Origin of the sequence: Acinetobacter sp. Z1, from assembly GCF_024296945.1 — a bacterium.
GTDB classification, from domain to species: domain Bacteria; phylum Pseudomonadota; class Gammaproteobacteria; order Pseudomonadales; family Moraxellaceae; genus Acinetobacter; species Acinetobacter beijerinckii.
Map to the genome: position 1 here is coordinate 2,506,004 of NZ_CP101115.1, position 25,385 is coordinate 2,531,388.

General features: G+C 38.2%; 27 protein-coding genes. 13 read left to right on the forward strand and 14 right to left on the reverse strand.

The features are described from left to right. Window position 1: 1 nt before the first annotated feature. From NGC85_RS11755 to NGC85_RS11765, 3 genes are all read right to left on the reverse strand, one after another. Entirely contained in the window at window positions 2-712 is a 711-nt protein-coding gene (locus NGC85_RS11755; RefSeq protein ID WP_254731383.1) for a BON domain-containing protein, read from the reverse strand. Between the two features lie 69 nt (window positions 713-781). Continuing rightward, window positions 782-1,186 carry a YraN family protein gene (locus tag NGC85_RS11760; RefSeq protein ID WP_254731386.1) on the reverse strand — a complete coding sequence of 135 codons (405 nt, stop codon included), beginning with the start codon at window positions 1,184-1,186 and terminating at the stop codon, window positions 782-784. A gap of 13 nt (window positions 1,187-1,199) precedes the next feature. Further along, window positions 1,200-2,129 carry a penicillin-binding protein activator gene (locus NGC85_RS11765; protein WP_254731389.1) on the reverse strand — a complete coding sequence of 310 codons (930 nt, stop codon included), beginning with the start codon at window positions 2,127-2,129 and terminating at the stop codon, window positions 1,200-1,202. A gap of 16 nt (window positions 2,130-2,145) precedes the next feature. Here NGC85_RS11765 and rsmI point away from each other — a divergent pair, with 16 nt between their 5' ends. After that, complete coding sequence (gene rsmI / locus NGC85_RS11770; protein WP_254731392.1) at window positions 2,146-2,985, forward strand: 16S rRNA (cytidine(1402)-2'-O)-methyltransferase; 840 nt, start codon at window positions 2,146-2,148, stop codon at window positions 2,983-2,985. Window positions 2,986-3,108: 123 nt separating this feature from the next. On the opposite strand, the gene NGC85_RS11775 is transcribed toward rsmI, so the two are convergent. Continuing rightward, the gene (locus NGC85_RS11775) at window positions 3,109-3,999 is read right to left on the reverse strand and encodes a LysR family transcriptional regulator ArgP (protein ID WP_254731395.1); all 891 of its coding nucleotides are present in this window, start codon (window positions 3,997-3,999) and stop codon (window positions 3,109-3,111) included. A gap of 103 nt (window positions 4,000-4,102) precedes the next feature. Between NGC85_RS11775 and NGC85_RS11780 the strand changes: the two genes are divergently transcribed. Then, the gene (locus tag NGC85_RS11780; RefSeq protein ID WP_254731398.1) at window positions 4,103-4,705 is read left to right on the forward strand and encodes a LysE/ArgO family amino acid transporter; all 603 of its coding nucleotides are present in this window, start codon (window positions 4,103-4,105) and stop codon (window positions 4,703-4,705) included. A gap of 62 nt (window positions 4,706-4,767) precedes the next feature. Here NGC85_RS11780 and NGC85_RS11785 read toward each other — a convergent pair whose 3' ends face one another. The 3 genes from NGC85_RS11785 to ubiH form a co-directional block, all read right to left on the reverse strand. Beyond that, window positions 4,768-5,016 (reverse strand): hypothetical protein, encoded by a 249-nt coding sequence (locus tag NGC85_RS11785; RefSeq protein ID WP_005052958.1) that lies wholly within the window; start codon window positions 5,014-5,016, stop codon window positions 4,768-4,770. A gap of 173 nt (window positions 5,017-5,189) precedes the next feature. Continuing rightward, the gene (locus NGC85_RS11790) at window positions 5,190-6,422 is read right to left on the reverse strand and encodes an FAD-dependent monooxygenase (RefSeq protein WP_254731401.1); all 1,233 of its coding nucleotides are present in this window, start codon (window positions 6,420-6,422) and stop codon (window positions 5,190-5,192) included. Beyond that, a complete protein-coding gene (gene ubiH / locus NGC85_RS11795) occupies window positions 6,419-7,630 on the reverse strand; it encodes a 2-octaprenyl-6-methoxyphenyl hydroxylase (protein WP_254731403.1) in 1,212 nt (403 codons plus the stop codon). The genes NGC85_RS11790 and ubiH overlap by 4 nt, the downstream gene beginning before the upstream one ends. 212 nt (window positions 7,631-7,842) lie before the next feature. On the opposite strand from ubiH, the gene NGC85_RS11800 reads away from it, so the two are divergent. The 6 genes from NGC85_RS11800 (at window position 7,843) to NGC85_RS11825 (ending at window position 14,791) form a co-directional block, all read left to right on the forward strand. After that, complete coding sequence (locus NGC85_RS11800; RefSeq protein WP_254730381.1) at window positions 7,843-8,589, forward strand: IS5 family transposase; 747 nt, start codon at window positions 7,843-7,845, stop codon at window positions 8,587-8,589. A gap of 57 nt (window positions 8,590-8,646) precedes the next feature. Continuing rightward, on the forward strand, window positions 8,647-9,228 hold the full coding sequence (locus NGC85_RS11805; protein ID WP_254731406.1) for a 5-formyltetrahydrofolate cyclo-ligase: 582 nt from the start codon (window positions 8,647-8,649) through the stop codon (window positions 9,226-9,228). A gap of 150 nt (window positions 9,229-9,378) precedes the next feature. Beyond that, entirely contained in the window at window positions 9,379-11,808 is a 2,430-nt protein-coding gene (lon, locus tag NGC85_RS11810; RefSeq protein WP_254731409.1) for an endopeptidase La, read from the forward strand. Between the two features lie 322 nt (window positions 11,809-12,130). Beyond that, window positions 12,131-12,610: a 23S rRNA (pseudouridine(1915)-N(3))-methyltransferase RlmH gene (rlmH, locus tag NGC85_RS11815; protein WP_005057233.1), complete on the forward strand. Its 480-nt coding sequence runs from the start codon at window positions 12,131-12,133 to the stop codon at window positions 12,608-12,610. A gap of 109 nt (window positions 12,611-12,719) precedes the next feature. Continuing rightward, the gene (locus NGC85_RS11820) at window positions 12,720-13,493 is read left to right on the forward strand and encodes a class III extradiol ring-cleavage dioxygenase (RefSeq protein WP_169109011.1); all 774 of its coding nucleotides are present in this window, start codon (window positions 12,720-12,722) and stop codon (window positions 13,491-13,493) included. A gap of 188 nt (window positions 13,494-13,681) precedes the next feature. Then, a complete protein-coding gene (locus NGC85_RS11825; RefSeq protein WP_005057237.1) occupies window positions 13,682-14,791 on the forward strand; it encodes an META and DUF4377 domain-containing protein in 1,110 nt (369 codons plus the stop codon). A 91-nt stretch (window positions 14,792-14,882) separates the two neighbouring features. On the opposite strand, the gene gdhA is transcribed toward NGC85_RS11825, so the two are convergent. Further along, window positions 14,883-16,229: an NADP-specific glutamate dehydrogenase gene (gene gdhA, locus NGC85_RS11830; protein ID WP_254731412.1), complete on the reverse strand. Its 1,347-nt coding sequence runs from the start codon at window positions 16,227-16,229 to the stop codon at window positions 14,883-14,885. Between the two features lie 297 nt (window positions 16,230-16,526). Between gdhA and NGC85_RS11835 the strand changes: the two genes are divergently transcribed. Both NGC85_RS11835 and nth read left to right on the forward strand, forming a co-directional pair. Further along, entirely contained in the window at window positions 16,527-17,414 is an 888-nt protein-coding gene (locus NGC85_RS11835) for an RnfABCDGE type electron transport complex subunit B (protein ID WP_277560066.1), read from the forward strand. Beyond that, window positions 17,415-18,101: an endonuclease III gene (gene nth, locus NGC85_RS11840; protein WP_254731415.1), complete on the forward strand. Its 687-nt coding sequence runs from the start codon at window positions 17,415-17,417 to the stop codon at window positions 18,099-18,101. On the opposite strand, the gene NGC85_RS11845 is transcribed toward nth, so the two are convergent. The 4 genes from NGC85_RS11845 to NGC85_RS11860 all read right to left on the reverse strand — a co-directional run bounded on the left by NGC85_RS11845 (window position 18,098) and on the right by NGC85_RS11860 (window position 20,973). Then, a complete protein-coding gene (locus tag NGC85_RS11845) occupies window positions 18,098-18,280 on the reverse strand; it encodes a hypothetical protein (RefSeq protein ID WP_254731418.1) in 183 nt (60 codons plus the stop codon). The genes nth and NGC85_RS11845 overlap by 4 nt on opposite strands. Window positions 18,281-18,343: 63 nt before the next feature. Continuing rightward, the gene (gene adk, locus NGC85_RS11850) at window positions 18,344-18,997 is read right to left on the reverse strand and encodes an adenylate kinase (protein ID WP_254731421.1); all 654 of its coding nucleotides are present in this window, start codon (window positions 18,995-18,997) and stop codon (window positions 18,344-18,346) included. A gap of 83 nt (window positions 18,998-19,080) precedes the next feature. Next, window positions 19,081-20,394 (reverse strand): hypothetical protein, encoded by a 1,314-nt coding sequence (locus NGC85_RS11855; protein WP_254731424.1) that lies wholly within the window; start codon window positions 20,392-20,394, stop codon window positions 19,081-19,083. A 60-nt stretch (window positions 20,395-20,454) separates the two neighbouring features. Further along, complete coding sequence (locus NGC85_RS11860; RefSeq protein ID WP_254731426.1) at window positions 20,455-20,973, reverse strand: hypothetical protein; 519 nt, start codon at window positions 20,971-20,973, stop codon at window positions 20,455-20,457. A 238-nt stretch (window positions 20,974-21,211) separates the two neighbouring features. Here NGC85_RS11860 and mrdA point away from each other — a divergent pair, with 238 nt between their 5' ends. Beyond that, window positions 21,212-23,227, forward strand: a complete 2,016-nt coding sequence (gene mrdA, locus NGC85_RS11865; protein WP_254731430.1) for a penicillin-binding protein 2 — start codon at window positions 21,212-21,214, stop codon at window positions 23,225-23,227. Next, window positions 23,227-23,775 (forward strand): 16S rRNA (guanine(966)-N(2))-methyltransferase RsmD, encoded by a 549-nt coding sequence (rsmD, locus tag NGC85_RS11870; RefSeq protein WP_254731433.1) that lies wholly within the window; start codon window positions 23,227-23,229, stop codon window positions 23,773-23,775. Before mrdA ends, rsmD begins: the two co-directional genes overlap by 1 nt. Here the strand turns inward: rsmD and NGC85_RS11875 are convergent. Together NGC85_RS11875 and NGC85_RS11880 are read right to left on the reverse strand one after the other, a co-directional pair. Beyond that, window positions 23,772-24,164, reverse strand: coding sequence for a hypothetical protein (locus NGC85_RS11875; RefSeq protein ID WP_254805597.1), 393 nt, complete (start codon window positions 24,162-24,164; stop codon window positions 23,772-23,774). The genes rsmD and NGC85_RS11875 overlap by 4 nt on opposite strands. 107 nt (window positions 24,165-24,271) lie before the next feature. Next, entirely contained in the window at window positions 24,272-24,877 is a 606-nt protein-coding gene (locus NGC85_RS11880; RefSeq protein WP_254731436.1) for a GNAT family N-acetyltransferase, read from the reverse strand. A gap of 149 nt (window positions 24,878-25,026) precedes the next feature. On the opposite strand from NGC85_RS11880, the gene NGC85_RS11885 reads away from it, so the two are divergent. Then, window positions 25,027-25,377, forward strand: coding sequence for a hypothetical protein (locus tag NGC85_RS11885; RefSeq protein ID WP_254731439.1), 351 nt, complete (start codon window positions 25,027-25,029; stop codon window positions 25,375-25,377). Window positions 25,378-25,385 lie beyond the last annotated feature (8 nt).

Sequence of the window (25,385 nt, forward strand, 5' to 3'; positions counted from 1 at the left end):
ATTAAGGTGTAGTCGGTGTTATGGTCGCAGGTTCAACCTGATCAGGATCAATTGCCACAGGCGTTTCAACTAAAGGTTGTGCCGTTGCCGTTCCCACCATTGGCGTTGCAGCAGTTGAACTTGCTATTGTTCCTGAAGGCTGGTCAATATTATCAATCAGAGTGACAATTTTACTCACATTACCCACTTTTTGTAAGACATCATCTAAATCTCTCTGTTCAGCACTATTTAGACGTCCCATCACATAAAGCACACCATTTTCAGTATGTACAAGAACTTTACTATCTGACACTACAGGCGCACGCATAAGCAAACCACGCGTGTTAGCAGTCACAGTTGAATCTTGCATAATTGTGTTATAACCAACTTTATCCCCGACAGTGATATAATTATGCACTGCTTTTACGTCAGTCATAGCGCGTACATTATCTTCTGCCAGTTGCTTTAAATACGGATCAGGTACTTGCCCAGTTAATAAAACATTACTATGAAAACTTTCAATATTGATGCGTGATTGTTTGAAACGATGATCTAATTTATACAAATTAATGTTCGCAGTTCTTTTAATTGAAGAATCAATAAAAACCTGCCCTAAACTACGCTCACCGCTCTCTTTACCTACAGGCGAACTACCTGTACCACCAGAAATAAAACTCGCACATCCCGATAAACTTGCAGCGCAAATCAACGTAATCGTTAAACGTTTTAACACTTGGCAAGACTCCCTATCTACAAACTTGTTAAATCTTCGGCATTTATCTAAAAAAGCTCAAACTATCATTCAGTCTAAAGTAAACGCATGCTCTATCCATTGCTGATCATACTGCAATTTTGAAAAATCTGGTTGTACTGTTTTTGCAATTTTCTGTGGAAAATCAAAACAAATCACATCAAAACGACAATCAAAATCATCATATTGTGGATTTTTTTGTAAAAATAATTGAGCAGTTTTAATGATTTTACGTTGTTGAGCCTGAGATATAACCTCACAAGATTCCGCGTAACTTCCCGCAGTTCTTGCTTTTACTTCAACAAAGATCAACTCCTTTCCTTTTGCTACGATTAAATCTATTTCACCATACCTCGAATGATAGTTTTTACTTACATAATGATATTGTTGTGTTTGTAAAAAAACTAAAGCTGTGAGCTCAGCCCACTCACCTAGCTTTTGTCTGTGAAGCTCCATCTTGGCTAGATTCTCATTTTAAAAGTTGGATGCCATGTTTTTGTTGTTGATAACAATAAGGTTGCCTGTCAATTTTGCCATGATTGACATAGATTGCCCCCGTTCGACCTTCAAAGGAAAACTCAGGTTGTGAAGTATTCAAAAATTGTTGACTGATTGTCCATGCGTCACCACCAAATGCGAGGAGTCGTTGAAATGCCATATTCTCTGGTTGTTCTTTATAAGCTTTAATTACGTCATTCCACTGCCCATTATATAAAGCAGGCGTATCACAAAAACTTAATCCAAGCGGAATAGTTTTCCCTTGTTCAATACTGATCGGGGTAGCATAAATATTCTTTTCAGGTAATGATCCTAATTGTTCCAACCATTGGTGGCTTCCGAGTAGTAATAATCCTTCTTTATTGGATATTTTTTTAGGTAGTTCATTGACAAAATGAAGTCCAGAACCAAATTCACTTGCTAGTGACATAAGCAAAAGTTCTGTAGCTGATTCGACTCCTGACTCACGAAAAACCATTAATTTTTTTATTTTATCTTTCTTCAGTAATTGATTTAACGCCACAGCATCCTGTTGCTTTGAGAGACTAAATTGCCAAACATTATTCGATTGCTGATTTAAATCATTTAATGCAAGCACAGGAATCACAGGATTTAGCTGCATAACGGCTTCTATTTCTGACCTCGCCAAAGGTCCGACAATTAATTTCGTCTTGCCATTTAATTTTTTTTTAAAAATTGTATCTATGCTATTTTTTGCCGAATCTACAAAAATGATTTTTTCTTTACTACCAGATGCTGTATAAGCACTCAAGAAGCCACGTTTGACACTCTGACCTGCTCGCGCCATTGCACCAGATTCAGGTAGAATTACCAATACGTCCGCGTAGGCTGGACTCATTATTGCTGCCAAACTAAAAAGTAGCCAAATTTTTTTATACATGTGGGAGTTACCTTTTATGAGTGCTCAATTATTTGTTGTAGCAACCCCGATTGGGCACTTAGATGACATGACCTTTCGTGCAATTGATATTTTAAAGTCTGTATCGGTGGTTGCAGCAGAAGATACTCGTCAATCTGCTCAATTATTCAAACACTATAATATCTCAACTCCACTTACAGCGTGTCATGATCACAATGAAAGTAACAAAATTGATCAACTTATACAAAGAATGTTAAAAGGTGAAAGTATTGCTTTAATCAGTGATGCTGGTACGCCTCTTATTAGCGACCCTGGTTTTAAACTTGTTCGCGCTGCACAAGAACAAGGGATTCGTGTCATTCCTGTACCCGGAGCATGCGCCGCAATCGCAGCATTAAGTGCTGTTGGGCTACCGAGTGATCGCTTTAGTTTTGAAGGTTTTTTGCCATCTAAATCATCACAACGCATTAGCCAACTTGAAAAATTAAAAGATGAAACTCAAACATTAATTTTCTATGAAGCACCACACCGTATTTTAGAGAGTATTAAAAATATGGCTGAAGTGTTTGGTGAAGATCGCCCTGTTGGTTTTGCGCGTGAAATTACCAAAACGTTTGAAACAATCAAAAAAATGACTTTAAAAGATTTAGTTACTTTCATTGAAAATGATCATAATCAACAAAAAGGCGAAATTGTAGTAATTGTCGGTGGTGCGACAGTAGAAAAAGATTTGGAGCAAGAAAAGTTAGATCATTTATTGAAACGTTTACTACAAGATTTATCGGTCAAAGCCGCGTCTCAATTAGCAGCAGATTTAACCGGTATTAAGAAAAAAATCGCATATCAACGCGCTTTGGAATTAACCCAAGCCGAATAACGAGCAAGATGCAAGGCAATTGATTTTGGATAGATTGCCTTACAAATAATTAACAATGTGAATAGTTGCAACCTATCATTTACTTAGCTTTAGACAACATTCATCACAATTAAAAAAACACATCTATCTCAGTATTTTCTGAGCTGCTTGGATAATCGTTTCAGTCAATATTTCTAATTGTTGCGACTGTCGTTTCCAATGATGCCAATACAGAGGAATATCAAGTTCAGCTTCAGGCATAAGTTCTACAAGCGAACCATTATCGAGTAAGGATTGAACTTGAATCTCTGGTGCCATTCCGTAGCCTAAACCTAATTGGATTGCTTTAACAAATGCATCTGTCGATGGAATAAAATGAAAGGGATAACTTTGCATCGATAATCCAAAATACTTTAATAATATGTCTGAATGCATCAGATCTTTATGATTAAAAATAACCGCGGGTGCAGATCTCAAACTTTCCCTATTAACCCCTTTTCTAAACCAATATTTAACAAAGTCCGTCGAAGCCAACATTTTATAACGCATTTTGCCAAGTGGTTGAGCTAAACAACCCGACATCACATCAGCCTCAGCAGAAATACACGCATTGACTTGACCTGTTTCTAACAAAGCATGTGTGTGAGATTGGTCATCAATTTTCAATTCCAGTACGATCTTTTCTTTAATAAGTGTTGATTGAATTGAGGGTAAAAGCCATGTTGCCAATGAATCGGCATTTGAAGCCAAGGCAATTTTATAAAATTCAGAATCAGACGTTTTACCCATTAAACCTTGTAATAAATTTTGCTCCATTAATCGGGTATGCCGCAAATGATCGAGTAAGGTTACTCCTGCATATGTAAGCGTAGATGGACGACCACGAAGGATTAGAACTTGTCCAAGATATTTTTCTAAGGCCTGTACTCGTAATGACACAGCCGAAGGTGTAATAAATAAAAATTCACCAGCAGCATCAAAACTTCCCAATTCAGCCACCGCAAGAAAAGCTTCACATTGCTTACTATCGAGCATATTAACCTTAATTATTTTTAGTCAAACCTAAATATTCTTAATTTTACTTATTTTAAGCTTAAAAGTCAGATAATTCTCTCATCTTATTTTCTCTTCTTTTTTTATGATCTCTCTTGGTGTATTTCTCAAAGGTTTTGGAATCGGCAGCGGTCTGATTGTCGCTATTGGTGCTCAAAATGCCTTAGTCCTAAAACAAGGGCTCAAACAGCAATATGTATTTTGGTTATGTTTTATCTGTGCACTTTCTGACTCTATTTTAATTGGATTAGGTGTATTCGGCTTTGCTGAAATTATCACCGCATCTCCAATTTTGATGACACTTGCTCAATATTTTGGTGCAATTTTCTTGTTTGTTTATGGTGCTAGATCATTCTATGCTGCATTTAAAACGACTCACAGTATGCAACTCAACCAAAATCATCATCAAACATTAACCCAAGTACTTTTAACTGGGCTTGCATTTACATGGTTAAATCCTCACGTTTACTTAGATACCATTGTACTTATTGGCTCATTAGCTACTCAATTTGAGGATAAAATGAGTTTTGCTTTAGGCAGTATCGTTGCCTCATGGATGTTCTTTTTTAGTTTAGGTTATGGATCTAAATTCTTAAAACCGCTATTCACTAACCCAAAAGCATGGAAAATTTTAGACTTTATTATTGGCTGTATCATGTGGAGTATTGCTACATCGTTGCTTCTCTAATCTAAGTCTTTGAGCAACAGAAAAAGCACCACGATCGTGATGCTTTTTGAATCTATTTAAACTTATTCTTGGCTTTCGCCTGGTGGAACTTCTGTAATGCGTCCACCACGTGCAAGAAATGCAGCTATTTCGTCCTCTAAAGCTTGACGTTGTTTCTGCTTTGCAGTGACAGTCAATGTTTCTGCTTCAGCAAGATCAGCATCATTGGCACTTGATTCTTCATTATCAGCACCACTTTCTGCGGCTTTCGCCTCTTCATCGTCTACAGCAGAATCTTCTGTGTTTTCGTCGTAATCATTCATTTCCGTCATATTACTCTCCCCACAATGACTAAACTCTCATCATCGTTATTTGGTCATCAGAACTTGGTGAAATTTAGCAAGCTCTTCACATTTATCAAAGCAAAATATTTGCAAAATTGTGTATTTTATAACCAAATTCACTCTGATTTATAAATGATTGTTTAAAAAATATCTACTCTTTTTTAACAAGCGTATCTTGTGTCTCGTAATGCCACTAATCCATTGGCTTGGTTCATAAAGCGATCTTTAAACCAATCGAATTGTTCAACCTGTTTCAGCCCAAAATTTCTTGCCCAAACAAATGGAAATAGCTCCGAACTTTCTAACCAACCAATCACAGACATGCTATGCATCATCGCATCATTCTGCCCTTTACGCAGGTATTCGTAGCGTAATAAAGTTTGATCGTTTGCCCATGCACCACGCTTTAAATCGTGTAGTAACACATCGCACAGTACCGCAGCATCTAGACAGCCAATATTCACACCTTGTCCAGCTAAAGGATGAATGACGTGGGCAGCATCACCAATCAATGCCAAGCCTGATTTGATATAGCGCTGCGCTGCACGCGCTTTAAGTGGAAATTGTGCTCTAGAGCGAACATCAACGACCTCACCCAACATTTGCAGGCTTTCCTGAGTGAGCAATCGCATAAAATCCTGATCAGTCAGTGCTGAATACTCATCGGCATAATCATCAGGTAAAGTCCAAACAATCGACTGCCAATAACCATTCTCTTGTGAATCCAAACTCGCCATTGGTAAATATGCCAGTGGACCTGTCGGTAGGAAAATTTGACGAGCTACATATTGATTCGGCTGAGTAGTTTTAATTGCACAACTGATCGCAGCTTGCTTGTAATCCAATACATCTAAATCAATATAAGCTTGTTCACGCACAAAAGAATTCGCACCATCAGCACCAATGAGTAACTTGGTTTTCAATGTTGTTCCATCCGCCAATTGAATAGACCAACCTTGTGGAATTTGTTCGATCCGAATAACTTTGACTTGAGTACGATAGTCTTTAAGTCGTTGCAGCATTTTTTGTTGAATCGCGACATTCAAAACGCTTGGCTCAACCATTGAACCTAAAGCTTGATCTGGCGGAGGTTGCTGTTCAGAGGCATGGCCAAAATTAATTTCACCATAGCCATTTTTATTCCAGACTTGCATGCCTGAATATGGCATTTGACGTGCTAAATCATCCCAAACATCGACTGTTTTAAGTAAGTGAATCGTCGCCTGACTCAGTGCCAATACTCGAGGATTCATTACAGCCAATGTCTTTTCTTGATCTAGCACAGGTGCAGCATCCAATACCGTCGCTTGTACACCGCCTTGGGCCAACAATAAAGCGGTTAATCCACCGACTAAGCCACCGCCCACAATCACAACATCTAACAGCTCACTCATGCTTTTAGCCCCATTGCATAGTTGGCAACCAAAGGCTTAACCCCAGGAATCACATCAAATGCGATCAGTCCTGTATTACGTAATAACTTGAGAATTGGATTTTGATTACTAAAACCACGTACCACTGAATCACAGAACTTAATCACTCGTTGCTGATCTTTTAAACGGGATTGTTCATAGGCCAATAAATTTTCAGGCGCGCCAATATCCTCTGATTTTGCTAACTGCTCCATCAGGAAACGAACCAACACATCTGCATCACGCAAACACAAGTTAAAACCTTGCCCTGCCACTGGGTGAACCGTATGTGCGGCATTACCCATTAGCACCACACGACCAACCGCCTGCTTATGTGCCAAAACCTGAGCCAATGGATAGCTAAAGCGCTTGCCTGTTTTCTCAAATTTTCCAGCACGATCACCATAGGTTTCCTGTAAGGCATCAAGGAAGTGCTGATCATTTTCTTCACCCAACCAATCTGCTTCAGTGCCTTTTTTTACAGGCCAAACCACTGAGCGACGGTATTCACCCGGTAATGGTAACAATGCCAATGGCCCCAATGCGCTAAAGCGTTCAAAGCCAACGTGCTGATGTGGTTTAGAAGTCTGTACGGTAGTCACAATCGCCACTTGGTCATAATCATGTTCGTCAACTCCCACACCAATCGCTTGACGGCAGAAGGAATCCCGACCATCAGCTGCAATTACCAACTTGGATTTTAATGAATGAATATATTCACCGTTACGCATCGCTTGAATTTGCACGTCATCTGAATCTTGGGTTAGAGACGTGACTTGCACACCATCAATTAACTCAATGAGAGGTTGCTGACGCACTTGAGTCAACAACACACGACCTAACCAAGCATTCTCGATCACTTGCCCAAAGCTTTCTACTTTTTCTTGTTCTGCGACTAAGCGAGCCTTACCAAAGCTGCCCTGCTCAGTAATATGTACTTGTAGAATTGGTGTCGCATGTTGCTGTAAAGCTTCCCATAAGCCTAATTTTTGATAAATCTGTACGCTACGGCGTGACAATGCGGTATTACGCGCATCAAAACTAGAATGATAAGGCGCAACATTTTCATCATCGAAATTCGGATATTTCACAGCTTCTAATAACTTTACTGCGATATTAGATTTTGCCAACATCAAAGCAAGGCTGAGTCCAACCATACCTCCACCGACAATGATGACTTGTTGCTGCATAATATTATTCCTTATCAGTTTTTAATGACTTGATGTTTGGAGACTATCTTACTCTAACTTAAATTAGGATGGGAATTTGTTCTTTGTTTGGTCTGTGTTTTAAACATTCAAAAAAAATACTTTCAAAATTAATTAGGGTCTGTTGACATTTGCTGTGCAAAAAAATAGCGAGAAAGTAAAATTCAATCGCCAAACCAAATTTACTCCTCGCTATGACTCGTACAATGCTGAATGATCAACACTGGTTAAAGCTGAAATCTATTGTCCACAATTTGGGGATCTACCTCAAACATAATCTTCGAAATTTTATTGAAGCCATTCTCTATAGAATTAGAACAGGTTGTCCTTGGCGAGATTTACCTGAATCTTTTGGTAAGTCCAACACCATATTTAAACGATTCACCAGGTGGTCTAAAGATAATAAGCTACTAAAAATATTTAAATTATTATCAAAACATGCTGATCTAGAATGGGTGTTTATTGATGCTAGCCATATTCGAGCACATCAACATGCTACAGGACTCAAGGATCAAGCTATTTCAAGAAGCATCGGTGGAAACAGTACTAAAATCCATTTAGCTGTGGATTCAAATGGGAACCCAATCCAATTTCTCATTCATGATGGCACCACCCATGATGTGAGTGTTGCACCTGCATTAGTCGATAGCATTGATTTAAAAGATACCGATGTGCTTTGTGCAGATAAAGGATATGACTCAGAATTATTGAGAGAGCAGATAGAAAAAACAGCGACTAAAGCAAATATTCCAAAGAAATCCAATACACGATCGAACAATGATTATATGGACTGGCACTTATATAAAATCAGGCACTTAGTGGAGAATACCTTTGCTAGACTCAAGCAATTTAGGGGAATTGCAACACGTTATGACAAGCTAAAGCGGAACTACGAAAATTCAGTTGCTTTAGCCTGTATATTTATTTGGCTACCGCTATGAAATGTCAACACACCCTAATAATATACAATCCTTGAATTTATTTAACATTCCAAGAATATGAACAGTCATTTAAAAACGCTTAGAAAACATATTCGATTAAAAAGAAAATGCTTAAACCGTTTTGAGCATGCAAACATCGAACAAGCCATACTAAATCAACTCAGATACTTCATTCATTTCAAATCTGCCCAAAAAATTGGCTTGTATTTACATGCATTTGGTGAAGTTCACACTAAAAAAATCATTGAATTATGTTTTAGACATAGAAAAAAAGTTTATCTACCGATGATTTGCAACATGAACCAAACACTTGTATGGGTCAAAATCACACCACATCAATATTTTAGTAAGCGTTTTTCACATCACCCATTAGGGATGAAAGAACCGATGGAAAATCGTGGTTATCATGTATCAAAACTAGATTTACTGATTATGCCTTTAGTCGCATGCGATCATGTAGGGACAAGAATTGGTATGGGGGGTGGTTACTATGATCGTACTTTAGCAACAGCACCTCATCGACCATTTCGCCTAGGCATTGCACACACATTTCAATATATTGATCAGACCATAATGAGACAAAAATGGGATCAGCCACTAGATAGTTTGTTAACGCCAGAAAAACGTTATGATTTCTAAGATAATTTGCATAAATTTTAAGAGTTTTTATAAAAATTCCGAGCAATTTAGTCTTTTTTTAATAATTTCTTAGCAAAAACCCTTGTAATTTTTTAAATGCACATCACTATAAAAACATGGCAACACCGTTGTCACTCATTAGGAGTGCTCATGTCTGAATATATTTTAAATAACGAAACTAGCTTAGAGCCACAGGTTCCAAGTGTATTACCACTATTAGCATTACGTGATGTTGTGGTTTATCCGCACATGCAAATTGCGCTATTTGTGGGTCGTGAAAAATCGATCAATGCAGTGGATGTAGCTCGTAACGGTGACAATCTAGTATTTGTAGTTGCGCAAAAAGATTCGCTTACAGAAGAAATTGATCACGATAATCTCTACCAATATGGAACTGTGGCTAAAATCGTACAAGTGGTGAATCATGAGAATGATGAAAACTGCATCAAAGTACTGATTGAAGGTCTACATCGTTCTAAATTAGAGCGCATTATTGATGGTGAAGAATACTTAACTGCTGAGCACAGCCTCAGTCCAATTACATTACCATTGGATCAAGAAGCTCAAGAAACTCGTTTAAATGAATTACGCACTTTATTCGCTCAATATGCAGAAGCGAAACTACGTAATGCACGTGAACTTGTTGCAGCGGCCAATAAAATCGAAGACTTATTACAGCTTATGTTCTTCGTCGCAACTCGTGTACCTTTAAATATTGAAGTGAAACAAAAGTTTTTAGAGCACGACGAGTTTGAAGCTCATTTGCAAGAGCTCATGAGCTATTTGATGAATCAATCTGCTGAACAGCAAATTGAACAAACCTTGCACGACAGTGTAAAACGTCAAATGGAAAAGAACCAACGTGAATACTTTCTAAATGAAAAAATGAAAGTCATTCAACGTGAGCTTTCTGACATGAATGGCGGTGCTGAAGATGACGTTGCTGAAATAGAAAAACGTCTTGCTGAAGCTGATTTACCTGAACACGTACGTAAAAAAGCTGAAGCTGAGTTCCGTAAGCTTAAAGCAATGCAACCAGCATCCAGTGAAGCGGCTGTTGTACGTAACTATCTAGAAGTAATTTTAGATACGCCGTGGAATAAAGCGAGCAAAGTGAGTATTAACCTTGCGAAAGCTCAAGAGATTCTTGATACAGATCACTACGGCTTAGATGACGTTAAAGATCGTATTGTTGAATACTTGGCGGTTCAGTCTCGTGTTAAAAAACTCAAAGGTCCGATTCTATGTTTAGTTGGCCCTCCTGGTGTAGGTAAAACTTCACTTGGTGAGTCAGTTGCAAAAGCAACAGGTCGTGAATTTGTTCGTATGGCGCTTGGTGGCGTACGTGACGAAGCTGAGATTCGTGGTCACCGTCGTACTTATATTGGTGCGATGCCAGGTAAAATCGTGCAGTCTTTAACAAAAGTTGGCGTGAAGAACCCATTGTTCTTACTCGACGAAATTGACAAGATGGCACAAGACTACCGTGGTGATCCAGCTTCTGCCCTACTTGAAGTGCTTGATCCATCACAGAACAATAAGTTCAACGATCATTATTTAGATCTTGATCTTGATCTTTCTGAAGTGATGTTCATCTGTACTGCAAACAGTATGAATATTCCTGAAGCGTTGTTAGATCGTATGGAAGTGATTCGTCTTCCGGGTTATACCGAAGATGAAAAAGTGAATATTGCTGAACGCTACCTTGTTCCGAAAGCAATCAAGAACAATGGTTTACGTGCAAAAGAGTTAAGCGTCCACGAAGAAGCGATCCGTGACATCGTGCAACGTTATACACGTGAAGCAGGTGTACGTAGCTTAGAACGTGAAGTGTCTAAAATTGCTCGTAAAGTCGTCAAAGAAGCTGTAAGTAAGAAGTCTAAAAACTTACAAGTTGATGTTACCTCTGCGAATCTTCCAGAATACTTAGGTCCACATAAGTTTGACTTTGGTATTGCAGAAGATGAAGCACAAGTGGGTCGTGTAAATGGCTTGGCTTGGACATCAGTGGGTGGTGAATTATTAACAATTGAAGTCGCTGCTGTAAAAGGTAAAGGTAAATTCATTACGACGGGTTCGCTCGGTGATGTCATGAAAGAGTCGATTACTGCTGCAATGACTGTTGTAAGAACTCGCGCGGATGACCTTGGAATCGAAGCTACTCGTTTTGAAGAAACCGATATCCATGTTCATTTACCTGAGGGTGCAACACCAAAAGATGGACCATCTGCTGGTTTGGCACTAACAACGGCGCTTGTCTCAGCATTTACAGGCATTCCAATTCGTCCAGATATTGCGATGACTGGTGAAACAAGTTTAGGTGGTCGTGCGATGCGTATCGGTGGCTTGAAAGAGAAACTTCTTGCAGCTCACCGCGGTGGGGTAAAACTGGTATTTATTCCACAAGACAACGTACGTGACTTAGCTGAAATTCCAGAAAATGTGAAAGAAGGTTTAGAAATCAAAGCTGTGAAGAGTATTGATGAAATCCTACCTTTAGCATTAACGGATACCCCTAAGCCATTACCTAAGACTCCAATTGTAAAACAAGTAGAAGAGCCAAAGGCTGCACGCCATTAAGTCTTCTACTCAATAAAATTAAGAGAGCTTCGGCTCTCTTTTTTTGTTACACAATTTGATTGAAAAACAACCAATATATTGCATAATGAAATAGAGTCGATAAAAATAAAGATTAATTTGACTTGTGAACTCATTTTTCTAGAGCCATCTGAACTCCAGACAGATGACTCTTTGATCGCAGCTCATCTTCTTTTGAGCTGCGTTTTTTATTCTTAGTCTAAATACGCTCTTTGTATTTTTTATGACAACTTAAAGCGTGAACTAAGCGCACGACCTATCGCTAGGGTTTATAATCTGAATAATTTTTTACCCTATCTATTTTATGAAAATTCGTATTCTGACCATTGGTCAAAAAATGCCAGCATGGGTCTTAACTGGATTTGAGGACTATTTCAAACGTATTCAGCCGTTTGTACAAACTCAAGTTATTGAATTGCCCATGGCGAAACGTGGCAAAAATGATTCTGAAGCTGATATTTTGAAATACTGTCAAATTGAAGGCGACAGTATTTTAAATACGCTCAAATCCAATGAAATTTTAATCGCATTGGAAGTGGGCGGTCGAGAACTGAGTACAGAGAAATTAGCGGATACCATGAAGCAGTGGATGCTTGAAGGTCATGATATTGCGCTCGCGATTGGTGGTCCGGATGGGCATTCAGATGCCGTACGTAAAGCAGCGGCATGGCATTGGTCACTTTCAAAATTAACCATGCCGCATCCAATGGTTCGTATTCTACTCATTGAACAGTTATATCGAGCGATGAGTATTAATCACAACCATCCATATCATCGCGCTTAGATCATTATGATTTGTTCTGATTATAGAACAATCTGTTGAGATTAAAGGGCTGTCAATATTGATATGAATTTGTCACGATAAAGCTGTATTTCAAATCAGGTATTGAGTTATGAATGTGCAAACTTTACCAGGATTATTTATTTCTCATGGTTCACCGATGCTTGCACTTGATCCTGAGCAAGTTGGACCAGCATTATATCGTTTGAGTACCAATCTCCCTAAACCTCAAGCGATTATTGTGATGTCTGCCCATTGGGAAAGCCAAGCATTAGAGGTCAGTACATCAACTCGACCAAGAACTTGGCATGATTTTCGTGGCTTTCCACCTGAACTTTATGAAATTCATTACCCAGCCGCTGGTGAACCTCAACTTGCAGAAAAAATACTCAGTTTATTTGAAAATGCTGGTCTTTCAGCACATGCAAATAGTACTCGCCCACGTGATCATGGCGTGTGGATGCCTTTGCTGCACATGTATCCTGAAGCAGATATTCCTGTAATCGAAATTTCATTGCCCATGAACATGAATGCTGATGAGATTTATAAAATTGGAAAGGTTCTCTCCCCTTTACGTGAGCAACAAATTTTGTTGATTGGATCTGGTAGTATTACCCATAATCTTGCTGAGCTTTCATGGCAAGCTGATGCAGATGTACCAAATTGGGCAAGTACGTTTAGAAATACAGTTGTTAGTAAGCTTAGCCATCAAGACTATGATGGCGTGTTAGATTGGCCATCACTTCCTTTTATTCAACACAATCATCCGACTATTGAACATTTGGCACCACTTTTTTTTGCAATGGGTACGGGTCACCGATTTAATATTGTTCATAGTAGTTTCTCAATGGGCTCACTTGGCATGGATATTTATCGTTTTGATTAATTCTCATGCTTAAAGAGAAAAATGATAGGCTTATTTATATTCTTTAAATAAGTCTATTAAATTGCTATACTTTTTTAAATTTTACAATTAGATACATTTAACACACTTAACCACTAAACGGATTACATTTTCTTTTTTTAAGAATACTTTAAGCTTATTACTGTTATTTATTTACTGTTGTCTTAAATATGAAAATTAAATATTTAGTTCTTGCCTTACTTCCCCTTTCTTTAATGGCGTGTCAAAGCGTACAAAATGTAACTGACGGTGTAATTTCTCAAATAAATACAACATCGAGTGCAAAAACTTTAGCTGAATATAACTGGACTTATCAAGGTTCTAAAGCTTCAAAACCCTTAGTTTTATCTTTTAATGATAATCAAAGACTTGCTATTCAAACAGGTTGTAATGGTCAAGGTGGTACTTGGAAAGTCGAAGGCAATAACATTGTAACTTCGGCACTTATGTCAACAAAAATGGCTTGTGCAGATGATTTAATGCAACAAGAACGTTTATCTGCTGATATTTTCAGTGATAAAAAAGTTCCATTTCAAATCAGTACGACGAATGGTCAAGCAATCTTGACTGTAACTGATAGCAAAGGGCAAAAACACGTATTTACAGGTGCAAAAGTGACGAATAGCAACGTGTTAACCAACTACACTTGGTCATATCAACCTGCTGATACCAAACGTCCAATCGTATTAAGCTTCTTAGCCAACGATCGCTTATCTGTAGATACAGGTTGTAATCGCTTAAATACATCATGGAAAATTGAAAATGGTTTGATCGCGACAGGTGATGGTGCATCAACAATGATGGCATGTGATCCAGCACTTATGAAACAAGAGCAATTCGCAGGAACTCTTTTACAAAAACGTCAAATTCCATTTGAAGTGAACGCAACGAACTTAGATCAACCAACTTTAACCATCAATGATGCGAATGGTCAAAAATACACATTTGTCGGAAAAATGACAGCTGAAGCGAAGTATCAGTCTGAAGGTAAAACAGTTTTCCTAGAAATTGCGCCTGAAACTAAATCTTGTGTTGGTGTTGCACCACAAACTTGTATGCAAGTTCGTGAGATTAAGTATGATGACAAAGGCATCAAAACTTATGCAGATAAAGACTGGTCACTTTATTACGGTCAAATTGAAGGCTTTGAACACAATCCAAATCAACGTGTGATTGTACGAGTTAAGCGTTTTGAAATTAAAAATCCTGCTGCTGACCAATCGAGTCTCGCTGATGTGTTAGATATGGTTGTTGAACAAGAAATTGTTAAAAAACCTTAATTAATTGCTTTCAAAAAATCCGATGCAAGTGAATTGCATCGGATTTTTTATACAAAGTCCCTCTTTATTAAAGTGGGATTTTGGGAGATTTTTAATAAATACCCTGCGCGAGAATGGCATCTGCAACTTTTACAAATCCAGCAATATTGGCGCCGTCAACATAATTTACCGTACCATCCTCTTGCGTGCCATATTTTAAACAATTCGCATGAATATCTTTCATAATTGCATGCAAACGCTCATCTACTTCGCCATGACTCCAGCCAAGACGTAAGGCATTCTGAGACATTTCTAATCCAGAAGTCGCTACACCACCTGCATTCGATGCTTTACCTGGAGCATAAAGAATTTTAGCAGCAATGAACTTTTCAACTGCATCGAGTGTAGAGGGCATATTGGCACCTTCTGCAACGCAGATTACCCCATTTTGTATAAGTAGCTCTGCATCCTCAGCTAGCAGTTCATTCTGTGTAGCACAAGGTAATGCAATATCCACAGGAATATGCCACGGTGTTTTACCTTCGAAATACTCAAATCCATGCTTTGAAGCAAACTCAGAAACACGCCCCCGCTTGACATTTTTCAAGGTCATAATTTCTGCAAGTAATTCATCAGTAAAACCATTTTTTAAATAGACAGTACCATTCGAATCCGACAAGCTAACAACTTTTGCACCTAAGAACATGGCTTTTTCTGCGGCGAACTGTGCGACATTTCCAGAACCCGAAATAGAAACCGTTTTGCCATTAAAACTTTGACCACGTGTTTTTAGCATCTCTTCAGCAAAATAGACTGCTCCATAGCCTGTTGCCTCTGGGCGCATCAAACTACCGCCAAACGAAATACCTTTCCCCGTGAAAACGCAAGCCGTGTCATTGCTTAGCTTTTTCATCATACCTGCCATGTATCCCACTTCGCGACCACCGACGCCAATATCACCAGCAGGAATATCCGTATTTGCACCTAAATGACGATATAATTCGAGCATCAATGCTTGGCAGAAACGCATAATTTCTGCTTCAGATTTACCTTTAGGATCAAAGTCAGAACCACCTTTACCGCCACCCATTGGCAGTGTGGTTAAGGCATTTTTCAAAGTTTGCTCAAAGCCTAAAAACTTTAAAATGGATAAATTTACTGAAGGATGAAAACGCATTCCACCTTTAAATGGACCAATAGCTGAGTTATATTGAACACGAAAAGCTCGATTCACATGCGTTTGGCCTTGATCATCCATCCAAGAGACTCGAAATTGAATCGCTCGTTCAGGTTCTACTAAACGCTCTAATAAAGCATATTGAGCATATTTCGGATTCTTCTGAATAAATGGCCATAAACTGGTCATTACTTCTTCAACAGCTTGCAAAAATTCAGGTTGATCTGGATCTCTAGCTTTAACATAATTGAGAAAGTCATTTAAGCTACTGTATTTCAACATCCACCCCCGAGTAAGTGTTTTATATTGGTGCTAAAAATGCACCAAAACAGGATTTTGCATATATTAAATACAGATTGCGATTTCATCACAATATTATTTTTACACAAACTCACTATTATTATTAAAAATCAAAAACTTATATTGGTAAATATTCGTTATTTATATAATAAATATCTATACAACACTCCGCAAATGAGAAAAATCGATTGATTTCTGGCTATAAAGATCGACTTATATACAAATACGCACTAAAATAACACATTATTAGCACTATTTTTAAGCAATAAGTGTATCCATATGCATCGCATATATTTAGATTGCTTCCGCCGTGTTAAAGCATTATTTGCTATACTGAGCACCCAGTTTTGCGCCAGTCAACTCCAATACATGTCACCTACTGCACAACATGCACTTATTGTCCAAATCGATCAGCTTTTGCCACAAACACAGTGTGGTTTATGTGGGCATCGTGATGGCTGCTTACCATATGCAAAATCAATTGCTGAGGGAGAAGAAGCGAATAAATGTGTGCCTGGTGGACAACCTGTTGCTGATGCTTTGGCAGCATTATTAGACCGACCCAATTTAACAGCAGAACCCAGTGTTTGGGATATTCAACTCGATGGTCGACCACAACGAATCAAAGCGGTGATTCGAGAAGATGAATGTATCGGCTGTACCAAATGTATTAGTGCCTGTCCTGTCGATGCCATTATTGGTAGTGGTAAATTAATGCATAGTATTTTGACTGATCTATGCACAGGCTGCGAATTATGTATTCCACCCTGTCCTGTGGATTGTATTGACTTGATTCCTGACCCTAAACCTATTCCAACAGCTGAACAACGTTTAGCTGAACAGGATGATTTAAGACACCGCTATTACGCACACATCCAACGTGAAGAAAAACAACGCTTAAATCGCAAAGGACCAATTGTACGGGCTGAAATAGATGTTGAGCTTTTTGCTCAATTCTCTCAATCGCAAAACAATGTGCCGGTCATTACTTTGATAGATAAACCTAAAGATAGCCCAGTACTGGATGCAAAAACGACAATTGAGCTAGCGAAATTACGCACGCAGATCAAGAAGCTTGAAAAGCAGCTGAGCGTTCGCGCCGATGAATCAAAACAAGTTCAATTGCTTGCTTTACAACAACGTTTAAATGAATTGCAGGACATCTAAATGCCCGTAAAGAATATGACTAAAAAGCAAATTCAGACTTTTTTTGAACGTTTACGTGAACAAAGACCGCATCCACAGACTGAACTGAATTACTCATCTCCCTTTGAGTTACTGATTGCCGTTTTGCTCTCGGCTCAAGCGACCGATGTCAGTGTAAATAAAGCAACAGATAAACTCTATCCTGTTGCTAATACCGCTCAAGCTATTTTGAAGCTTGGAATTGATGGGTTAAAAGAATATATCAAAACCATTGGCTTATATAATTCCAAAGCCGAAAATGTGATCAAAACCTGCCAAATTCTTGTAGACCAATATCAAGGTCAAATCCCAAAAACACGTGAGCAACTAGAAGCTTTACCTGGTGTAGGACGTAAAACAGCGAATGTGGTACTCAATACTGCTTTTGGACAACCGACCATGGCAGTTGATACGCATATTTTTCGTGTCGGTAACAGAACTGGTTTGGCAGTAGGTAAAAATGTTCTCGAGGTTGAGCATCGTTTAATTAAAGTGATTCCTAAAGAATTTATTATCGATTCGCATCATTGGTTAATTTTACATGGTCGTTATTGTTGTATAGCACGCAAGCCTAAATGTGGAGAGTGTATCGTATCCGATGTTTGTAATTGGCCTGATCGTTTTGAATTTGGTGCTGTCAAATCAATTGCAATAAAAAACCTCAGTTAATCCTGAGGTTTTTTATTTTGTTGTAATTTTGGATGTAGCTGACGAGGTCTACCATTTTGCTTATTTTCCAATGCCTGTTGCTTTTGCACATGACGAAGCATTTTTTGGCTTTGATATAATAAAAACAATAGTAAAAGGACACTCAATATCACCACGATAATAAGCACAAACTTTAGCATGATCAGCTCCAAATAAAAAAAGAGCTCCATATGTAGAGCCCTTTTTAATATTAACAATTCAGATTATTTATCCAAAATCGCAAATAATTCGTTTTGAACTTCTTCAATTGCACGCAAACCGTTCAATTTATTATAAGTCGGTGCATTCTCACCAGAAACTGCACGACCTTGGTAGAAACCAACTAATTGCTCAGTTTCACTATGATATGATCCTAAACGCTTACGGATTGTTTCTTCTTGGTCATCTGGACGCTGAACTAAATCTTCACCCGTTTCATCATCTTTACCTTCTACTTTAGGTGGATTATAAACCAAATGATAAACACGACCAGAAGCTGGATGCTGACGACGACCTGAAAGACGTTGAACAATCTCTTCATCTGGAACTTCAATTTCAATCACATGATCAATTGAAATACCCGCTGTTTCTAAAGCTTCAGCTTGTGGAATCGTACGTGGGAAACCATCAAAAATACAACCATTTACACAATCAGGTTGAGCAATACGCTCTTGTACCAAACCAATAATGAGTTCGTCTGATACCAAACCACCAGACTCCATTACACTTTTCGCTTTAAGACCTAGTTCAGTTCCTTCACGAATCGCAGCACGGAGCATATCACCGGTTGAAATTTGTGGGATATTGTAGCGCTTACAGATCAACTGAGCTTGAGTACCTTTACCTGCCCCAGGTGGTCCGAGTAAAATAATGCGCATAAAAGAACATCCTCATTTAAAAACAATAAATCTTAAATTGAGCAATATAATACAGACTTATTGCTCAACCAACATCAAATTAATTATAAGAAAGCAACAAATAGATGAATCAAACCTGCAAAAAAGCCAGTTACTCCACCCAAAACAATCAAAATCCACTCATCTTCTTGGAATGCAGGCCGCAATAAATTTTGGAACTCTTTCGGCGTTAGTTCACGGATGCGGTCTCTAAACATTTGAAAGATCTTCTGCGCACGACTTGCATTCAGAGCTGGGTCACATACTGGCCCCATAGTAATTTCAATTGAGCGATCAATCAAGTCGGTCTTGAGTCTAGCATATTCTCTTGGACCTAATGATAGCTGCAATGAGGTTCTGACTAATGGGGTTTCCATAATTTCGTTAATATGACGCTTGACAATACGGCGAGTTTTATCTTTTTTACTGCCGTACATCATTTCCGTCATGATTGATTTCAACGTAATTAAGTCTTCTGTCACCACACTGGCAAAGACATCTGAAACTTCTTCTTGGCGCTTCATAAACGCACCTTGAACGTTGTATGTACCAATTTTTAATACAGGTACAACCCAAGGAAATTTATGATCTTTAGTCAAACGAAAGAGCTGAGGATAACGTATATAGTGCGGTTCAATCGGATTGAATACCATCCAAATTGCAATCCAGTTGGTTAAGAAACCCCAAATTGCTGCCCAAAATGGAACTGTCCAATGCCACGGCACAACAAACCAAACAATCATTTGGAAAATACCGAAGAACATCCCAATCAATGCACTAATGTGCCAAATAAAATTGATTTCTTTTTGACCAACTTTAAGGAACATACGTACCATTAAACGTCGATCACCTTCCATTTGGCTCACTACCATTTCACGCATGTCAACAAGTGACTCTACGTTCATGGTCAACTCAGTCACAAGTTCCCTTAAAGTATTTGGCAACTGTTTCTGTGCTTGAGCATAAATACGGCGTTTGATTGAGAATGGTAAGTTTTCCCACAAAACAGCATTACGATCAATCATAACCTCATCAATCAGGTGTTCAAGCTCAAAACCAACTTGCTCACCAATGATCATTGCCATATCTTCAGGATCCATTGCCTCTAGAAATTCACGCAACGAACCTAATTTTGATAATGTATTGTCAGTAATAATGCCTGAAATACGTCCTGCTTTACGAGGTACAATTCCTTGCCAACCTACAGGTAATGGCCCTAAATGGAATCCCCAAAATTTAATTGGGTAGAAAACCATTTTCAAGGCCATCCACACGTGTGCCCAAGTCACAAAAGCAGTCACAGGTATAATACTGAGAACTGCCCAAAAATCTGGACGTGCTAAGAAAATCTGCCACAATTCATTGACGTAATCAAACATGCATGACTCTCAAAGTTATTAATAGATTTCAGCTTACGAAGTGAATAAGTAATTCACCTGCTATAAACCAAAACTTAAGGTATAAGAGAACTGAAGTGTTGGCTCGGTCTTTTCAATAAGATCTCCATTTGCATTTTTCATGCGTTCGCCAGCACCAATTCCCACACTAAAAGTACTAATACGTTCTGAATTCAACCAAACATATGCAAGATCAACACCTGCACCTAAGCGTGCTTTTTCTTCACCATCAATTTGTTTACTTTCAATATGTCCAGCATAAGCACCAATGTAATAACCATTTTTATCCGTGCCTGTTAAATGATATGGATAACGGAATCCAACTTGACCACCTGCTGGATTTTCATCATTTAGAAATGCACCAGCTTTTGCATAAGCAATTCCATATGGATTCACCCATTCAAGATTTGCATGTAGTAATTTTTTAGTAAAACCTGCACCAATATTCCATGTTGAAACATTCGCCCCAGTTAGTTTCGCTTCAGGCATATATGCATTTTCTTCAGCATGAGCGAAACCAGTGAAAGCTAAAACCGCCAGTAAGACTTGAAATTTTCTCATTATTTTCTCCATTTTCCCTAAGAGTGTATATTGGACAATCCTATTTCAAACAGTTTGTGACTTTAACAGAATTATTTTGCTTCTAATATACAAGACCGTACTATTTTAATGTCTGCAAAGTCAAAAGCTGTCGCAGTATCATTTTTATGAACAGTTGAAAATTCTACAGTATGAACGTGCAACTTACGTTAAAATGCTCGGCATTATTTCCTCTATCTTGTAATTAAGTCGACGCCTTATGAAACAGCACTTTCCTTTAAAAAACATGCAGCAAGAAAAGCGCATTTATAAGGGTCGAATTCTATTTGCTATTTTTGTTGTTGTAATTTTCTTGCTTTTACTTATCTGTCGCTATGCATATTTGCAAATTGTGCACTATGACGATTTTACAACAGCTTCTGATAAGAACCGTATTCGACTGCAACCTCTACCTCCAGCTCGTGGCTATATCTATGATCGTAATGGGGTTTTACTTGCAGATAATTATCCTGTTTTCACAGCCACTCTAAGCCGCGCAGATGTCAGCGATATTGATGGAACAATTTCTCGTTTAACTCCTATTTTAAATTTATCTCAAGAAGATGTAGAACGTTTCAAAAGTCGTGTTAAAACTGCCCGAAAAACGGAACGGATTGCAATCAAACTCAACTTAACTGAAGCAGATATTGCCAAGTTTAGTGAAGTTAAATATGCATTTCCGGGCGTAAAAATTGAAACTCAAATGACACGTTACTATCCACATGGTGAGCTATTTGCGCATGTGATTGGATATGTCGGGCGAATTAATGACAAAGAACTTAAATCAATTGATAAAGATTTATACGCAGGTACCAATCTGATTGGAAAAATTGGTGCAGAAAAGAGTTATGAGGAGTTATTGCACGGCATACCAGGTTTCGAATCGGTTGAGGCTGATGCACATGGAAATGTACTGCGTAATTTAGGTAAGCAATCCCCTGTTCGTGGCAATGACTTATATTTATCCATTGATTTTGGTTTGCAAACTATTGCAGCTCAACAATTAGTTGATCGTCGAGGCGCCATTGTTGCGATGGACCCTCGTACGGGTGAAATTTTAGCTTTGGTTTCAAGTCCGAGCTTTAACCCCAATCTATTTGTTACAGGCATCAGCACAAAAGATTATAGTGGTTTACGTGACAATCTAGATCAACCGCTTTATAACCGTGCAGTTCAAGGTGCTTATCCTCCAGGTTCAACGATTAAACCAATGTTTGGTCTTGGTGGGATTCATTATGGTTTAGTCGATTGGGGCACTGCAATTTCTGACCCGGGTTATTTTTCACTGCCAGGTGATAGCCATCGCTTTCGTGACCATAAAAAGAGTGGTCACGGGGCTGTGAACTTACACAAAGCTCAGGTCGTGTCTTGTGATACTTATTTCTATATCTTGTCTTATCGGATGGGTATAGAAAAAATGAATGATTGGATGCGTCAATTCGGTTTTGGAGAAAAAACTGGTGTTGATTTACCAAGTGAAAGTTCAGGTTTATATCCAAGCCCTGAATGGAAGATGAGAACACGAAATTCGAAATGGTTAAAAGGCGAAACCATTTCAGTCAGTATTGGTCAGGGCGCATTTACAGCAACCCCTTTACAGCTTGCGATGGCGACAGCGATCACAGCAAATAAAGGTTCACATGTTACACCTCACGTGCTTCGTGATACTAAAGGCTCAAAAAAATTCACCGTACATAATGCACCAGATGGCAAAATCCAATTCAACGGAACAGAGCAAGACTGGACCAATATGCATGAAGCAATGATTGATGTTATTCAATCAGGTACGGGACGAGGTATTAAAGGTGGACTGCAATATTCAATAGCTGGTAAAACAGGAACTGCGCAAGTCAAAAGTATTGCTCAAGGCAAACGTTATAACGAGGCAGCTCTTTCTTCAAGACAATGGGATCATGGCTTATTTGTTGGCTTTGCTCCTGCCGATAATCCTGAGATCGCAATTGCAGTGGTTTGGGAAAATGGTAAACATGGTGGCTCAGCCGCACAAATTGCTCGTCCTATTTTTGATTATTGGTTAGTGACTCGCAAGAAGAATCCGATTCGCCCAACAAATCACCAAGTAAGTGGTGGTCTAATGACGGCTGGTATTAAACCCGGTGAACTATCAAATAGTAATAATGCTAATTTAGCTTCAAGCAACAATACGCCAGCATCCAGTCCTGTGAGTTCTACAGCCGCTGTTCAAACAACACCAACTAATGGAGACTCTGAATAATGAAAAATCAACTCAGAATCATTGGTGGTGAGTTCAAGCGACGTACTTTAACTTTTGCAGAGATTGATGGTTTACGTCCAACTCCTGATCGTGTTCGGGAAACTTTATTTAACTGGCTCATGTGGGACATACAAAATGCACATGTGTTAGATTTATGCACTGGTTCTGGTGCTCTCGCATTCGAGGCATTATCACGCGGTGCTAGCCAAGTCACGATGATTGAACCTGATACAACGCAAGCGCGATTCTTAAAGCAAAATATTCAATTATTTAAAAATGAGAATTGTCAGCTTATCGTATCAACTGCACAACAAGCTTTAAAAAAGTTAAGCGGTACGTATGACGTCGTTTTTCTTGACCCCCCGTATAGTCTTGATCTTTGGCAAGAGTTGGCAGAATTAGCTGATCCTTTGATCGTTGATAAAGCATATATTTATGTCGAAGCTGATCGAGAACTCACCCTGCTCCAACTGCCAAATTCATGGAAAAAAATCAAAGAAACAAAAGCAGGTGTCGTACGAGCAGGTCTTTATCAAAAAATAATTTAGAAAACACGTAACCAAAAAAATCGGATGAGCTGCCCGCGATCAAAAGGAAAACTTGAAAGATATTCATAGCCAATCCGATTGGCGCTATTTAATTGATAAACAATGCCATAACCAAGCGAAATCGAAAAATCATCTAGAGATAGATTATTGGTCTCACCAGTTAACATTTTTTGATTAAACTGATTGGTTTGATAGGCAGTATAATTATAGACTTTCCAACGCTCATCTTGAAAAAACTGATTATGCAACGCAGAGTAATCAGTTTTCATTTGCGGATAAGCAGCATCGAACATCTCATCATCATTGGCTATCTCTTCAAAAAAATTGTAGTTTTCTGCATTTACATCTAAAGCAAAACTCATTAATAGTCCGAATACAAAGCACCGCATTATTTGCTTAAAATTTAGATTATTCATTACCATAGCATAACAGCTAAAAAATATTTTTTATCAATTGATTGAATACCATTATATACTGTAATTACAAATTAGCGTTTTTAAAATAACCATTCCATGCGTCGACTATTAGGAATGATATCGTTATTTGTACCCTTAAACATGGTTTGCTTGACGACCTTAAAACCAATTCGCTCATAGAGCTTCTGTCCTCTTATGTTTTGTTGAGATACGTCTAGACACAAAGCAATATGACCATGTTGCTGAGCGAATACTTTCAAATGCTGTAGCAATAAGGAGCCAATACCCTGACTTTGATAACTTGGATGAACACCAAAATTAGCGATATGCAAACATGAATCACTTGGCTTAGTTATAACAGAGCCTGCTTGCAAAGCTCTAGACAAAACCCGAGCAAATCCAAACCTATAAGTTATCCAGATATTTTTCAAACTTCCCTGATCCATATGCAGCAGATCATTCTTTCCATAACATGCAACTACAGCAATTACTTTATTTTTATGTTCGACCACCCAATGTAATTTATAACTAGTGTAGCCTCGCTCAGATAAAAACTCTTTACGAATAAAATCCTCTGCACTGATGTACTTATATTTATAAATATGATCAAACAATGGCACTGCCGCGCTGTAAATCAATGGGACACATTCGTTGACATCTCTTTGTTCTGCTTTTCGAATGTTCATAATTTTAGCCTTATTGTGTTTATTGTTTATACGAATAGTTTAATGGAGTTGAATATTTAATTTTTTTATCATGTTAGACATAAATAGCGCATTTATAAAATTAATCTTATATACAATAATAGGATCTTTAAAATTTTACTTAAAATATTATGAAGTTTTTTCTGCTGTTTATTGTCTTTATAAGTTTAACAGGTTGCATTTTTGGTAAGTCTAGCGAAGTTAAACGTGCAGAAAAATTGCTAAAAGATTTTGAATGTAAAAATATCGAAACGAGCCAATTAGGCGCCTCGTCGATATCTAACTTTTATCAACAAACACTCGCAGCGAACAAAGAAAAAGCATCTCATTATGTAGAACAATACAAAAATGGCGAAGATCTCTTTGACATGCCATTAGATGAAGTTGTACAACAAAAGTATCAATTATATATACAAGCTTGTCAGGCTTTAGGCGGTATTTCACCTACCAATCAATCTATTGCAATTGAGGCCGGTGAATAAATACACTT

Coding starts and splice junctions, on each gene's coding strand:
- NGC85_RS11760 (WP_254731386.1), bottom strand. CDS start 1,186: ATGGAGCTTCACAGACAAAAGCTAGGTGAGTGGGCTGAGCTCACAGCT.
- NGC85_RS11765 (WP_254731389.1), bottom strand. CDS start 2,129: ATGTATAAAAAAATTTGGCTACTTTTTAGTTTGGCAGCAATAATGAGT.
- rsmI (WP_254731392.1), top strand. CDS start 2,146: ATGAGTGCTCAATTATTTGTTGTAGCAACCCCGATTGGGCACTTAGAT.
- NGC85_RS11775 (WP_254731395.1), bottom strand. CDS start 3,999: ATGCTCGATAGTAAGCAATGTGAAGCTTTTCTTGCGGTGGCTGAATTG.
- NGC85_RS11780 (WP_254731398.1), top strand. CDS start 4,103: ATGATCTCTCTTGGTGTATTTCTCAAAGGTTTTGGAATCGGCAGCGGT.
- NGC85_RS11785 (WP_005052958.1), bottom strand. CDS start 5,016: ATGACGGAAATGAATGATTACGACGAAAACACAGAAGATTCTGCTGTA.
- NGC85_RS11790 (WP_254731401.1), bottom strand. CDS start 6,422: ATGAGTGAGCTGTTAGATGTTGTGATTGTGGGCGGTGGCTTAGTCGGT.
- ubiH (WP_254731403.1), bottom strand. CDS start 7,630: ATGCAGCAACAAGTCATCATTGTCGGTGGAGGTATGGTTGGACTCAGC.
- NGC85_RS11800 (WP_254730381.1), top strand. CDS start 7,843: ATGACTCGTACAATGCTGAATGATCAACACTGGTTAAAGCTGAAATCT.
- NGC85_RS11805 (WP_254731406.1), top strand. CDS start 8,647: ATGAACAGTCATTTAAAAACGCTTAGAAAACATATTCGATTAAAAAGA.
- lon (WP_254731409.1), top strand. CDS start 9,379: ATGTCTGAATATATTTTAAATAACGAAACTAGCTTAGAGCCACAGGTT.
- rlmH (WP_005057233.1), top strand. CDS start 12,131: ATGAAAATTCGTATTCTGACCATTGGTCAAAAAATGCCAGCATGGGTC.
- NGC85_RS11820 (WP_169109011.1), top strand. CDS start 12,720: ATGAATGTGCAAACTTTACCAGGATTATTTATTTCTCATGGTTCACCG.
- NGC85_RS11825 (WP_005057237.1), top strand. CDS start 13,682: ATGAAAATTAAATATTTAGTTCTTGCCTTACTTCCCCTTTCTTTAATG.
- gdhA (WP_254731412.1), bottom strand. CDS start 16,229: ATGTTGAAATACAGTAGCTTAAATGACTTTCTCAATTATGTTAAAGCT.
- NGC85_RS11835 (WP_277560066.1), top strand. CDS start 16,527: ATGCATCGCATATATTTAGATTGCTTCCGCCGTGTTAAAGCATTATTT.
- nth (WP_254731415.1), top strand. CDS start 17,415: ATGCCCGTAAAGAATATGACTAAAAAGCAAATTCAGACTTTTTTTGAA.
- NGC85_RS11845 (WP_254731418.1), bottom strand. CDS start 18,280: ATGCTAAAGTTTGTGCTTATTATCGTGGTGATATTGAGTGTCCTTTTA.
- adk (WP_254731421.1), bottom strand. CDS start 18,997: ATGCGCATTATTTTACTCGGACCACCTGGGGCAGGTAAAGGTACTCAA.
- NGC85_RS11855 (WP_254731424.1), bottom strand. CDS start 20,394: ATGTTTGATTACGTCAATGAATTGTGGCAGATTTTCTTAGCACGTCCA.
- NGC85_RS11860 (WP_254731426.1), bottom strand. CDS start 20,973: ATGAGAAAATTTCAAGTCTTACTGGCGGTTTTAGCTTTCACTGGTTTC.
- mrdA (WP_254731430.1), top strand. CDS start 21,212: ATGAAACAGCACTTTCCTTTAAAAAACATGCAGCAAGAAAAGCGCATT.
- rsmD (WP_254731433.1), top strand. CDS start 23,227: ATGAAAAATCAACTCAGAATCATTGGTGGTGAGTTCAAGCGACGTACT.
- NGC85_RS11875 (WP_254805597.1), bottom strand. CDS start 24,164: ATGCGGTGCTTTGTATTCGGACTATTAATGAGTTTTGCTTTAGATGTA.
- NGC85_RS11880 (WP_254731436.1), bottom strand. CDS start 24,877: ATGAACATTCGAAAAGCAGAACAAAGAGATGTCAACGAATGTGTCCCA.
- NGC85_RS11885 (WP_254731439.1), top strand. CDS start 25,027: ATGAAGTTTTTTCTGCTGTTTATTGTCTTTATAAGTTTAACAGGTTGC.